The 13,275-nt window shown below is 45.1% G+C and carries 9 protein-coding genes; 7 read left to right on the forward strand and 2 right to left on the reverse strand.

Going from position 1 to position 13,275, the window contains the following annotated elements; translation table 11 throughout:
- The first annotated feature begins 61 nt into the window (after positions 1–61).
- Together V7Q33_RS17730 and fabF are read left to right on the forward strand one after the other, a co-directional pair.
- Positions 62–652, forward strand: coding sequence for a TetR/AcrR family transcriptional regulator (locus V7Q33_RS17730; RefSeq protein ID WP_331976884.1), 591 nt, complete (start codon positions 62–64; stop codon positions 650–652).
- Between the two features lie 7 nt (positions 653–659).
- Positions 660–1,910 (forward strand): beta-ketoacyl-ACP synthase II, encoded by a 1,251-nt coding sequence (gene fabF / locus V7Q33_RS17735; protein ID WP_331976886.1) that lies wholly within the window; start codon positions 660–662, stop codon positions 1,908–1,910.
- Positions 1,911–1,981: 71 nt separating this feature from the next.
- Here fabF and V7Q33_RS17740 read toward each other — a convergent pair whose 3' ends face one another.
- Together V7Q33_RS17740 and V7Q33_RS17745 are read right to left on the reverse strand one after the other, a co-directional pair.
- Complete coding sequence (locus tag V7Q33_RS17740; RefSeq protein WP_333820686.1) at positions 1,982–3,268, reverse strand: sensor histidine kinase; 1,287 nt, start codon at positions 3,266–3,268, stop codon at positions 1,982–1,984.
- Between the two features lie 206 nt (positions 3,269–3,474).
- Entirely contained in the window at positions 3,475–4,857 is a 1,383-nt protein-coding gene (locus V7Q33_RS17745) for a sigma-54-dependent transcriptional regulator (RefSeq protein ID WP_331976890.1), read from the reverse strand.
- A gap of 422 nt (positions 4,858–5,279) precedes the next feature.
- On the opposite strand from V7Q33_RS17745, the gene V7Q33_RS17750 reads away from it, so the two are divergent.
- From V7Q33_RS17750 to V7Q33_RS17770, 5 genes are all read left to right on the forward strand, one after another.
- Entirely contained in the window at positions 5,280–6,527 is a 1,248-nt protein-coding gene (locus V7Q33_RS17750; protein ID WP_331976892.1) for an efflux RND transporter periplasmic adaptor subunit, read from the forward strand.
- A gap of 111 nt (positions 6,528–6,638) precedes the next feature.
- Entirely contained in the window at positions 6,639–7,328 is a 690-nt protein-coding gene (locus tag V7Q33_RS17755) for an ABC transporter ATP-binding protein (protein ID WP_331976894.1), read from the forward strand.
- 277 nt (positions 7,329–7,605) lie between these two features.
- Positions 7,606–9,978 (forward strand): ABC transporter permease, encoded by a 2,373-nt coding sequence (locus tag V7Q33_RS17760; RefSeq protein WP_333820687.1) that lies wholly within the window; start codon positions 7,606–7,608, stop codon positions 9,976–9,978.
- A gap of 28 nt (positions 9,979–10,006) precedes the next feature.
- Positions 10,007–12,409: an ABC transporter permease gene (locus V7Q33_RS17765; RefSeq protein WP_331976898.1), complete on the forward strand. Its 2,403-nt coding sequence runs from the start codon at positions 10,007–10,009 to the stop codon at positions 12,407–12,409.
- Positions 12,410–12,548: 139 nt separating this feature from the next.
- Positions 12,549–12,821: a hypothetical protein gene (locus V7Q33_RS17770; protein WP_331976900.1), complete on the forward strand. Its 273-nt coding sequence runs from the start codon at positions 12,549–12,551 to the stop codon at positions 12,819–12,821.
- Positions 12,822–13,275 lie beyond the last annotated feature (454 nt).

Raw genomic sequence — 13,275 nt, forward strand, 5'->3', positions numbered from 1 at the left:
CATGAACTTTCTGCGCTAAAACTTTGTAGAATATACCAATTGGTATAATTTTACGGCTGTTATGACGAAGGCAGAACGGACGCGTCAGTACATTATAGAGAAAACAGCTCCTCTTTTTAACAAGAAGGGGTTTGATGGCACTTCGTTGAAAGATCTTACCGATTCTACCGGTCTTACGAAAGGTGCACTCTACGGTAATTTTGCCGATAAGGAAGAGATTGCCCTGGAGGCATTCAAATATTCCATAAACAAAGTGCGCGAGCTGGCACGCTCAGAGATTGAGGAAGCCAAGACGTACAAGAAACAACTCATCGCTTTACTTGACTTTTATGCACGGTATGTTTTTGATCCTCCGGTTCCGGGTGGATGCCCGTTGCTGAATACGGCTATAGAAGCCGATGATCATCATACACCCATGCGCAGTGTGGTGGCAAAAGAATTACTGGACACTGTAAATTTTATAACTTCTTTACTCGACAAAGGTGTAAAAGCGGGAGAGTTCAAGAAGGGTATAAAAACACATGAAATTGCCTATACCTTATTTTGTTCTGTGGAAGGAGCGCTTATGTTTGCACGCGCAGAACGATCGGAAGAACCTATGCAGATCATTGTTCGTCACTGCAAGAACTTGTTAAATCAAATCAGTAAATAAAGCAACTATGCAACAACGCAGAGTAGTCGTCACAGGTTTGGGAGCCCTGGCACCGCTGGGTAATACCGTAAGTGAATTCTGGAAAAACCTGATTGACGCAAAAAGTGGTGCTGCCCTCATCACCTCTTTCGACACGACTAAATTTAAAACGAAGTTCGCCTGCGAACTGAAAGGGTATGACCCGCTCAACTACTTCGAGAAATCGGAAGTACGCAAGCTCGATCCCTTTGCACAATATGCCCTGGCGAGCAGTGATGAGGCGATAAAAGATTCAGGCCTCGACCTCAACACCATCGACAAGACGCGTGTAGGTGTGATCTGGGGTTCCGGTAACGGAGGCTTCTATACCTTTCAACAGGAGATGATCAGCTATGCGAAAGGTGATGGTACACCGCGCATCAACCCGTTCTTTATACCGAAAGTAATTGTAGATATAGCATCTGGCTGGATCTCGATTAAGTATGGCTTTATGGGCCTGAACTTTACCACCGTATCGGCATGTGCTACCTCTACAACGGCACTCATCGATGCCATGAACTATATACGTTGGGGAAAAGCGGAAGTAATTATAGCCGGTGGATCAGAGGCTGCGGTCAACGAAGCCGGTATAGGAGGCTTCAACGCGCTGAAAGCTTTATCAACACGCAACGATGATCCTGCGCGTGCATCACGTCCGTTCGATGTAAGTCGCGATGGCTTTGTAATGGGAGAAGGTGCCGGTGCACTGGTGCTGGAAGAATATGAACACGCCAAACGCAGAGGTGCGCGTATCTATGCAGAAGTTGCCGGTGGGGGTATGTCTGCCGATGCATACCACTTGACTGCGACTCATCCCGAAGGAGCAGGCGCGATGCTCGGTATGAAGTGGGCGCTGGAAGATGCAAATCTGAAACCAGAAGATGTAGACTATCTTAATCCGCATGCAACTTCAACACCGGTAGGAGATGAGAGCGAGATGAAAGCTGTATCCAGATTCTTTGGCGAGCACGCGAAGAAGTTACACATCAGCGCTACCAAATCTGCCACAGGACATTTGCTTGGTGGCGCGGGTGCTATAGAAGCAATCATTGCCATTAAAGCCATACACGAAGGCATCATTCCTCCAACTATAAATACCGAACAGCTAGACCCTGCGTTGCCGCAAGGCCTTAACATTGTGCTCGGCAAGAGTATAAAGAAAGATGTAAAGGTGGCGATGAGCAATACGTTTGGCTTCGGTGGCCATAATGCTACTGCGGTGTTTAAAAAGGTGGAGTAGCCTCACCCTAAATCCCTCTCCGGGGGAGAGGGACTTGAGTGCATTGCCAGGTGAATGGATTTCGTTTAAGGCTAGAATCTCAAGGTAAATATAGTGCGCACTTCGGGCTCTGATTCTACGGTGATGGAGCCGTTGTGCATCTGCATAATCTGCCGCGACAGGCTCAGACCTATACCTGAGCCTGTTCGTTTGGTGGTATAGAAAGGAACAAAGATGTGATCGATCGCTTCTTTGATAATACCCTGACCGTTGTCGATAACTTCAATCAATACATCGCTGCCATCATAACGTCCGATGAGTTCGAGTTTGGGAGTTTCCGTATCGCCCAATGCTTCAATGGCGTTCTTTAAGAGGTTGATCAATACCTGTTCGATCATCTCTACATCGGCTTGTATGGTCAGGTATTCGGAGCTGCAGCTATAGTGAAAGTCTATGCTGGTCTTTTTCAACTCCGTCTTCATGAGCTGTGCTACATGTTCAATCAAACTCTGTAGCCGCACCGTGGTGAGCTTGGGCTTGGGCAATGAAGTATATTCGCGGTACGCATCAATAAATTTGATGAGACCTTTGCTTCGGTTTTCAATCGTGCTTAATCCTTCGCGCAGATCGTCAGCGCCTTCACCTTTCAGTTCATAGTGATCGCCTTTGCGCTCCATATCGTGATCGAGTATCTCCCGCAGCGTGGAAGTAAGCGAAGATATAGGCGTGATGGAGTTCATGATCTCATGCCGCAGCACACGCGTCAGGTTCTGCCACGCTTCAAGTTCCTGCTGTTGCAATTCCGGCTGAATGTTCTGAAGTGTAACGAGCTTCACATCGGTTCCGCGAATGCGAAGTTCTGTTGCCTGCACGGTAAGGTGTAGTTCATTGCTGCCTTTGTATAGCTCGCTCTTGCCCGGCTCCACGCTGTTGATAGAATGATATAGCTTGGGATTGATTGCGATAAGCTCATTGATATTTTTGATAGACGTAATGCCCATGAACCGCTTGGCGTTGGCGTTGATGAGTTGTACGTTGCCTTCGGTATCGTATGATAATATACCGGTGCGCACTTGCTGCACTACGGTGTTCAGGTACTGACCATGCTCTTCTTTTTCTGAACGTGCTTTGCGGAAAGCTTCGAGCACTTCGTTGAATGCAATGTTAAGATCTTTGAAACTTTTGCCGAGTTTGTTATCGGAAGTAAATCCGGAGATAAAATCCGAATACTTTACCGACTCAAGGAATCGTGTGAGCTTGCGATTGGTCTGACTAACGAAACGAAAGATTTCGATCAACTGCAGAATGATGATGGTAGCCATCAGCAATGCCGCGAACAACATGTTGGGATGCACCACCATGTACATGAATAATGCCATGGTTAATCCCAGCATGATAACCCGCAGTATAACCCGGGCGCGAAAATCTCTAAAACCGAACGTCACAGAATAGAAAAGTCCAAAAGTTTAAGTTCAACGTTCCAAGTTATAAAAGAATAGTCATTGCGTTACATGCGCTTATCTTTAAAACTTTGGAACTTCTTCACAATCCATTACCGCTATTGGTAGCTTTTGGATGCGAATTATTACAACCCGTACTTTTCCAGCCTGCGATACAGCGATGAGCGGGTGAGCCCCAGCTCGGTAGCGGCCTGCGTAATGTTACCGTTGTATTTTTTGAGCACTTTCCGGATCAACAGTTTTTCCACCTCTTCCAGGTTGTATTGCTCCAGACTCAGCTGTCCGTCTTCTTTGCCTGATTGTGGTGTAAAATTGAAATCCTCCGGTTGTAATACACTGCTGTTGCTCAGGATCACTGCGCGTTCTATAGAATGTTGCAGCTCGCGGATGTTGCCGGGCCACGGATGTTTGTGCATGCGTGTCATGGCACCTTCGCTGATCTTGGTTACGCTCTTCTCGTATTTGCCCGCGTAGTATTTAAGGAAGTGGTTAGCAAGCAAGGGTATATCTTCAAAGCGATCGCGCAGCGAAGGGATCTCGATTTCTATAGTGTTTATCCGGTATAACAAATCCTGCCGGAAGCGATTCTCCTTTACCATTTCATACAACGGCATGTTGGTAGCACAGATGAGGCGGATATTTACCGGTGTATCTTTATTTGAACCCACACGACTCACTTTTCTGTTTTGCAGCACGGTTAACAATTTTGCCTGTAGCGGCATAGACAAGTTACCAATCTCATCGAGGAAGAGTGTTCCGTTGTTGGCCAGTTCAAATCTTCCGGCACGATCTTCTTTCGCATCGGTGAACGATCCTTTCTTGTGCCCGAAGAGTTCGCTTTCAAAAAGTGTTTCGGTAATAGAACCCAGGTCAACGCTTACAAAGTTTTCATTCTGTCGCGATGAGTTTTTATGAATAGCGCGGGCGATGAGTTCTTTACCCGTTCCGTTCTCACCGAGTATCAATACGTTGGCATCGGTCTTGGCTACACGCTCAATAGTTTGAAATATCTTTTGCATGATAGCGCTCTGGCCGATGATCTCGCTGAAGCGGTTGTTCAGCACCTGGTTTATTTCCTGGTTCTTGATTTTGAGGTTTTCAATCACATCGCGCGACTCACGCAGCCGCATAGCAGAATATAGTGTGGCGAGTAATTTTTCATTCTCCCACGGCTTCAGCACAAAATCGGTAGCTCCCGCTTTAATCGCCTTCACCGCCATTTGTATATCGCCATACGCAGTGATAAGCACCACAACAGAAGAAGGATCGATCTGGAGAATACGCTCCAGCCAATAGTACCCTTCGCTGCCGCTGCTTACATCTTTGGTGAAATTCATATCGAGCAGAATCACGTCATAGTCTTCATTACCCATGAGTGCCGGTATAGCTTCCGGATTTTTTTCGATATCAACCTGAGCAAAATGACGCTTCAGGTACATCTTCGCTGCCTTTAAAAGATCTTCATTATCATCAACAATCAGAATCTTTCCATGTTTGGTGTCGGACATTATGTATAGATTTTAGGTAGTCGTGTTGGAGTGTTGAAGTGTTGGCGTGTTGAAGCAGGTGATCTGTATGCGAAGGATATACTCATTCACGCGTCAGCTAACTTCAGCACATCAATACGCCAACACTTGCGCACTTCGTGCGTTCGGAAGCGGGCAAAGGCTGTACCGAAAGCTATACAGGGTGAAAAATTGGAAAAAACGCGATTTAGGAGGTTTTTTGTTCGAAATGCTGCGTTCGCATCCGGACACACACGTTCACATGTGAACGAGACAGTAGCGTTAATTATGTTGAATTCAGGTCAATTTCGCATTCTGGTGCTTGGCACACTTGTTGGCTTGCTGCCCGTGTACTGCTTGTATGAACCAGCCGTGGATGACACACCGGTGAACGAAACAAACAGGTATACAATAACAGAAAGCAGATGGACAAACAGATCAAGAAAAAGAAATGGACGGTAAAACGTCTTGCTACCTATGGTGGAATTTCCGTGTTGGTAATTTTTGTTGCATATCAACTGATCTTTGCTGACAGGCGACAAAAGCTGAAGATCGAGAAAGACAAAATTACAATCTCGACTGTGGCACGCGGAGTATTCCAGGAATTTATACCTCAAACCGGCACGGTAGAACCAAGCCGTACGGTATATCTTGATGCTGTTGAAGGCGGTAAGATCAAACGCGTAGTGGCTGAAAGCGGTGCTATGTTAAAAGCCGGAGATATAATTTTAGAATTAAGCAACCTTAACCGCGAATTGGATGTCTTAAACCAGGAAGCTAATTTAACTGAAACAATCAACCGCGGTCGTGATACGCGCCTGGGTATAACCAAGAACGACCTGGAGCAACGCCAGACGCTTGCATTGATCGACAATCAACTGGCTATATTAGAGCCGCAGTATAGAAGAGAGAAGCAACTGTATGAAAAGAAGCTGATCTCGAAGCAGGCGTTTGAAAAGACGGAAGCTGATTATAAATATAACCTGGAGCGCAGAAGGATCACGTATGAAGTATATAAGAACGATTCGATCGACCGGCTGCGCCAGATACGCGAGCTGAATAAATCAGAACAGAAGCTTTCGCAGAACCTCGAAGGTGTAGGAAAGATTCTGGATAACCTGGTGATCCGCGCCCCGATGGACGGACAGTTGTCGCGTCCGCAGCTGGATGCAGGACAGAATGTAACACCCGGCCAGCGTTTAGGACAGGTGGATATTGTGGGAAGTTATAAAGTACGTGTGCCGATCGATGAATTGTATCTGCCACGCATTACCACCGGTTTGCATGCAACAACATCTTTTAACAATAAAGATTACGAGCTGGAGATCATGTATATATACCCGACTATTGAGAACGGGCGGTTTTATGTAGATATGAACTTTGTTGGCGATGCCCCGGGTGGTATACGCAGAGGCCAGTCGTTAAGACTGCGCATTGAGTTGGGGCAGTCATCAGAAGAGTTGCTGTTGCCGGTGGGCGGCTTCTATAAAGACACCGGTGGTAACTGGGTGTTTGTGATGGAAGGGGAGAACAAAGCGGTGCGCAGAGATATAAAACTGGGCAGAAAGAACACTGAGCATTTCGAAGTGCTGGAAGGTTTACAGCCTGGCGACAAGGTAATAACCTCTTCGTATGAAAACTTTGGAGACAGCGAAGTATTGCTGCTGGATTGATGTAACCTTTAAGAAGAACAAAAGTATTATGTTATAGCGTAATGCAACTATAAACCGATATCAATCATCCTATCTGAAAAACATATATTGTATAACAAATTAAAACCTGCCATGATCAAACTTAAAAACCTCGAAAAAGTCTACACAACAGAAGAAGTAGAAACAACAGCGTTGAACAGCATCAACCTCGAAATCAAAGAAGGCGAATTTGTGGCCATCATGGGACCTTCCGGTTGTGGAAAGTCAACCTTGCTGAACATTTTAGGTTTGCTGGATAATCCTTCCGGTGGGGAATATTATTTCGGTGAGCATGAAGTTGCCAAGTACTCGGAGCGCCAGCGTGCACAGCTGCGTAAGGGGTCTATCGGCTTCGTGTTCCAGAGCTTTAACCTGATTGATGAGCTTACGGTGTTTGAAAACGTAGAACTTCCATTGCTCTATATGAAGGTACCTGCCAGCGAGCGCAAGCAGCGTGTGGAGGAAGTACTGGAGCGCATGAACATCATGCACCGCAGAAATCACTTTCCACAGCAATTGTCGGGTGGTCAGCAGCAACGTGTGGCAATCTCCCGTGCAATAGTTGCAAAACCCAGAGTAATCCTCGCCGATGAACCTACCGGTAACCTGGACTCTGCGAACGGTGAGGAAGTAATGAAACTTCTTTCTCAATTGAATGAAGAAGGAACAACCATCGTAATGGTAACACACTCTCCATACGATGCAAACTATGCACACCGCATTGTTAACCTCTTCGATGGTAAAGTGGTAACTGAAAACATTAAAGAGCATTTCCATATTTAATATAGAATCGCGTTTGCGAAATATACTGTAAAGTAGAGCGTCTGTTGATCATGGCAGTCATGTAGACTGGCGCTTATTTTCTGATCCGCCCGGCAATCGCAGTGCCGGGCTTTTTATTGGTGTACGCGCGTGAACAGAGGGTTGTACATTTTTGAATGCTATAGGACACTTAAACCGGGTTTGCAGCGAAATTTAGTGATGGCATGTTTCTTGGCCTGCCCATGCAACCTCAACCAGCCATTTGCAGTCTTATAGCTAATTTGGAAACCCTCACCACATGATAAAAAACTATCTCCTCATTACGTTGCGCAGTATGATGAAGAACAAACTCTTCATCTTTATCAATGTATTCGGTCTGGCCATCGGTATAGGCTGTTGTATAGTGGCCTATTTCAATTGGGAATTTGATGTTGTATTCAACGCCCACCACATTAAAAGCGAAAAGATATACCGCGTTAGCCAGCTTCGCGAGTTTGAAGGAACCGAAAAGCTATACGGCTATGCGCCCCTGCCTATGGGGCTGGCAGTGAAACAAAATATACCCGATGCTGAAAAGGTAACACGCCTCAACCGCTCGTGGTCTAATTTCAAAGTAGAAGACAACCTGTTTCCGGGAGGCGTGGCGTATGTGGACCCCGACTTCTTTGATATATTTACTTTCGAGTTTATCAATGGCAATCCTGCCGATCTGAAGGATAAATCAAAAGTATTTCTGAGTGACGAACTGGCAAGGAAACTGTTCAACAGTACAGATGTTGTAGGAAAACAGGTTACGCAAGTGCTGGGTACTAATCTCAAAGAAATGACCGTAGCCGGTGTATTCAGGAAACAACCTGCCAGTTCAAGTTTCTTTTATCAATCCTACATGCATTATGATAACTTTTATGATGATGCCAAAGAAGTAAAAGAAGATGACTGGAAGAACTGGACTACGTTGTTTGTATTGGTGAACAATGCCAACCGGCTTCCCGTTATCCATAAACAATTACAGCAGTATAAAGAGAACAACAATAAAGTGCGCGAAGACTTTATTGTAAAAGAGTTTGTGCTTGATCCGTTTGTGGGCATGGCACAACGCGATGACATTAACAATACCTGGAGCGAAACACGCGATGCCAATTCACGCGCGGCTGTTTATGCACCTGCTATAATGGCGATACTGATTTTGCTTATTGCTTGTTTTAATATGACGAATACTTCCATCGCTATATCTTCAAGAAGGTTAAAAGAGATTGGTATTCGGAAAGTAATGGGAAGCATGCGTGTGCAGCTGGTTTGTCAATTTATAGGAGAGACATTGTTTATATGTTTCCTCGCACTGGTGATCGGCCTCTTCCTCGGCGAAGTATTGCTCATGTCGTGGAATGCATTATGGGTAGATATGAAACTTACTTCACATTATCTCGATAACCCGGTATTCCTCTTTTTCCTGGTTGGTGTGCTGTTCTTTACCGGTTTGCTTGCAGGCAGTTACCCGGCTTTCTACATCAGCGGTTTTGAACCGGTAGGAATTTTGAAAGGAAAACTCAAGCTGGGCGGTACGAATATATTTACACGTGTACTGCTGTGTTTGCAGTATGCTATATCGCTGTTGGCCATTGTAAGTTCCATTGCTTTTTACCAGAACTCTATATACCAGCGCGAATTTGATCTTGGATTTAACCAGCAAAGCGTAATCATCGCGTATGTGGAAAATGGCAATGAGTATGAAACGTATCGAAATGCCTTGCTTCAGAACAAAGATATAGTTTCCATCGCAGGCTCGAAGCACAGTGTGTTCTCATCACGTTACCGCGACCCGATTAAACATGAAGCCAAACAATTTGAAGCCGATATCATTGATGTGGGCGATGACTACCTGAAGACAATGGGATTAACCCTGGTAGATGGCCGCGACTTCAAGAAAGATTCTGAAACGGACCGCAAAGAATCAGTAATTATTACACAAAAGCTGGCGGAGACATTTAAATGGGATAAACCGCTTGGCAAGGAAATTCTCTGGCATGATACTACCAGACTATATGTAGTCGGTGTAGTAAAGGATGTATTTACCAACGGGCTGTGGGCCGAATTGAACCCGATGATGATCCGCTATACGGCACAGGAAAATTATACCCACGTGATTGTAAATTCACCGGTGGAGAAACTTACGGATGTAAATGCATTCATGGAAAAGGAATGGAAGCAGATCTTTCCCAATCGGTTGTATAACGGTCGTTATCTCAATGAGGAGTTAAAAGAGTCACTCACCGTAAGCGATAATATAGTAAAGATGTTCGTGTTCCTGGGCATTGTAGCGATGATCCTCTCTGCTACCGGGTTGTTCACGCTGGTGTCGCTCAATATTATTCGCAGAATGAAAGAGATAGGCGTACGAAAAGTGCTGGGTGCCTCCATTGGCAATATTACCCGCATTATCAATACCGAGTTTGTGATTATACTGTTTGTTGCTTCTATACTCGGCTGCACGATCGGCTACTACCTGGTAGATTTGCTGATGGATAGTATTTGGGATTATTATCGGAATACAACCACGATAACTTTTGTAGTCTCCGTTATTTTGATGTTCTTTATCTCTGCTGTAACCATCGGGTATAAAGTTTTCAGTGCGGCATCGATGAACCCGGTAAGTACACTCCGTGACGAGTAAGCATTTAACCCCATAAAACTAAGTATATATGTTCCGAAATTATTTCAAGGTAGCGTTTCGTAATATCCTGAAGTATAAATTCTTCTCGTTCATCAACATCATCGGTATGACGATTGGCGTCACAGCCTGTCTGCTCATCATCCTGTATGTTTCAGATGAATTAAGCTTCGATAAATTTCACGCCAGGTCTGACCGGATGTACCAGATGGCCCTGCACGGAAAAATTGCAGGTCAGGAAATATATACTTCCACTACCTGCCCGCCCATGGCGGCTACCCTGGTTTCTGACATTCCTGAAATAGAAGAGGCAACGCGGCTCGACACATACGGATCGGCAGCGGTAAAATATGGCGAGAAGGCTTTCACAGAAGATAAACTGTTTTATGCAGACTCTAATTTCTTTCAGTTCTTCAGCTTTAAACTCATCGAGGGCGACCCGAAGACTGCACTGAAAGAACCTAACTCAATTGTATTTACGCAGGAGCTGGCTACAAAATACTTTGGCAACGAACCGGCTATGGGCAAACTGGTAACTGTAGGCAATGACGCTGCTACCTATAAAGTAACGGGTATTGCCGCCAATGCGCCTACTAACTCGCATGTGATCTTTACCGGACTCGTATCGGCCAGTACAGCCGAGCACCTGAAGAGTACGGTATGGCTGAACAACGGCATGTATACATACTTCATTCTGCACGAAGGCGCGAGCCTGGATGCTGCGACCGAGAAATTCAAAAACCTGGTAGTGAAATATGTAGGACCGGAGCTGGAGCGATTTATGGGCGTTACGTTTAAACAGATGGGCGAGCAGGGCGGAGCTTATGGCTACTTCGCTACAAAAGTCACTGACATCCACCTGCGTTCCAAAACCCAGCATAATATTGAGCCATCGGGTAACATCACCTATGTATATTTCTTTGCTGGGATAGGTGTATTTATTATTGTGATCGCCTGCATTAATTTCATGAACCTGTCAACCGCCCGCTCCGCTGGTCGTGCGAAGGAAGTGGGATTACGGAAAACATTAGGTTCCCTGCGCGGACAACTCATCGGTCAGTTCCTTTCGGAGTCGATGATCTATAGCCTCATTGCTATTGTACTGGCGCTGGTATCGTGTTATTTTCTGTTGCCGTTCTTCAATACACTGTCGGGTAAATACCTGGGTATGGATGTATTCCTCACACCCGCATTTTTACTGGGCATTGTGGCGCTGGTCATATTTGTGGGCTTTATAGCCGGAAGTTACCCAGCCTTTTACCTCACCTCGTTCAATGTAGTGGAGGTATTGAAAGGCAAAGTAAGAGCTGGCATGAAAAGCGGCAGTGTACGCAGTACGCTGGTAGTATGTCAGTTCGCCCTGTCTATCTTCCTCATCATTTTTACTACGGTGGTATATCAGCAGATCACCTATATGCAGGAACGGAATGTGGGGATAGATAAGCATAATGTATTGATTGTACAGAATGCCGGGCGCATCGGTAAGAACCTGGAAGGATTTAAAAACACGATTAAACAACAACCTGGTATAGTACACGCCAGTTTCACCAACAATCACTTTCCCGGTGTGAACAATACTACGGTGTTCAAATCTTCCGGCGATGAGCAGGATCACATCATGGGTGTATACTATGCCGATTATGATCACATGGATGTAATGAAGTTCGAGATGAAAGAAGGCCGCTATTTCTCACGTGATTTTCCTTCCGATTCGTCTGCCATACTTTTAAACGAAGCTGCAGTAAAGGAATTTGGATTCAAAAATCCCCTGCAGGAAGAGATCATCTATAACAATAACGGCAAACTGGAACACCTCAAGATTGTAGGTGTATATAAAGACTTCAATTTTGAGTCTATGAAGATGAAAGTGCGGCCGTTGGCGATACGTCTCTCGAATACATCCTACCAGTTAATGGTGCGGTATGAAGGAAGCCCGAAAGAGATAGTGTCTATCATTGAGAAGGTGTGGAAACAACAGGCACCAGGCGAACCGTTCGACTATAATTTCCTCGATGAGAACTTTGATGAATTGTTCCGGGTAGAACAACGGATGGGCCAGGTGTTCAGCGTGTTCTCGGGTTTGGCCATCTTTATAGCTTGCCTCGGATTATTTGCACTGGCGGCATTTACCGCAGAACAACGCACAAAAGAAATAGGCATACGCAAGGCGCTGGGAGCTTCGCCAGCGGGTTTGATTGTGCTGTTATCAAAAGAGTTTACCAGGCTGGTGATCATTGCGTTTGTTCCTGCGGCCATTGCAGGTTGGTTTATTGTTGATAATTGGTTGAGCGGCTTTGAATACCGGATTGATGTGAGCCCGATGGTATATATAGGAAGCGGTCTGGCAGCAATTGTTATAGCATGGCTTACGGTAAGCTACCAGTCTGTAAAAGCGGCTGCTGCTAACCCTGTAAACTCGCTGCGATACGAATAGAAAGTAAATGTGATAACTTTAAAAAGCTTCGTTTTTATTCTGAAATCGCAGCTTTTTAGTGCTAATATTAAGTTTTTGTTAACAGATTAACCGTCTGGTAACGAATCGTTAACTTAGAGCTTCAACCCGATATTTTTGTATGGAGAAGACTAAGACATCCAAGAAGGCCTTACAAGGTCTCATTAACGATTCGATGCGTGAAGCAATTGGCCATCTTGAATTGCCGGAAGCCACCAGACGTGTTAAAAAACTGCTGAACCGTAATTCGAAAAAGCTTGCTGAAGTTTACGCTGACATTCTGAAGCGTGAGCTGAAGAAAAAGAAGAAAGCTGAGAAGTTCATGGAAGATGCGGTGAAAGGAAAAGTGAAAAAAGGCAAGAAGAACAAAGCAGAGAAGAAAGAGGCTGAGTAATCGGTTTACAGATCTGAAGGCGACCCCGGAAAAAATACCGGGGTCGTTTTGTTTAGCGACTACTGGCCGCTGTTCGTTATACGTTAATCGTTTTCAGGTTAACTTGGTAAAACCATTAACGACTAATTCTACTTTGTCAGGTTTTTAATCTTGTTCATATCCTGAAACTTGTTACGTTATTCTTTGCGCTTCATGTAGTTTGGTCAAACTCGCGCGGCAATTTCAACTTGCTTTTATAGCAAAAGTGCAGGCGCGCGAAAGAAAAACTGAAACCTGTTGTGCCGCCAGCGGCACAACAGGTTTCAGTTTTTTAAATCTTTTTTCTGAAGGTTTCGCTAGCGAAACCTTCAGAAAAAAGATTATCCGGGTGCGCCTACTATTTTGCAGAAGGCGTAAAACTCAGCTTCGCACCGGCGAGCACCATTATGCAACAACCACTGTTCAGAAATGAAAG

Source organism: Ohtaekwangia sp., assembly GCF_036786105.1.
In the GTDB taxonomy this organism is placed as follows: Bacteria; Bacteroidota; Bacteroidia; order Cytophagales; family Cyclobacteriaceae; genus Ohtaekwangia.

Bases quoted from the DNA above. Each gene is read 5' to 3' on its own strand.
- V7Q33_RS17755 (WP_331976894.1), top strand. From the start codon at position 6,639: ATGATCAAACTTAAAAACCTCGAAAAAGTCTACACAACAGAAGAAGTA.
- V7Q33_RS17750 (WP_331976892.1), top strand. From the start codon at position 5,280: ATGGACAAACAGATCAAGAAAAAGAAATGGACGGTAAAACGTCTTGCT.
- V7Q33_RS17740 (WP_333820686.1), bottom strand. From the start codon at position 3,268: ATGGCATTATTCATGTACATGGTGGTGCATCCCAACATGTTGTTCGCG.
- V7Q33_RS17760 (WP_333820687.1), top strand. From the start codon at position 7,606: ATGATAAAAAACTATCTCCTCATTACGTTGCGCAGTATGATGAAGAAC.
- V7Q33_RS17745 (WP_331976890.1), bottom strand. From the start codon at position 4,857: ATGTCCGACACCAAACATGGAAAGATTCTGATTGTTGATGATAATGAA.
- V7Q33_RS17770 (WP_331976900.1), top strand. From the start codon at position 12,549: ATGGAGAAGACTAAGACATCCAAGAAGGCCTTACAAGGTCTCATTAAC.
- V7Q33_RS17730 (WP_331976884.1), top strand. From the start codon at position 62: ATGACGAAGGCAGAACGGACGCGTCAGTACATTATAGAGAAAACAGCT.
- V7Q33_RS17765 (WP_331976898.1), top strand. From the start codon at position 10,007: ATGTTCCGAAATTATTTCAAGGTAGCGTTTCGTAATATCCTGAAGTAT.
- fabF (WP_331976886.1), top strand. From the start codon at position 660: ATGCAACAACGCAGAGTAGTCGTCACAGGTTTGGGAGCCCTGGCACCG.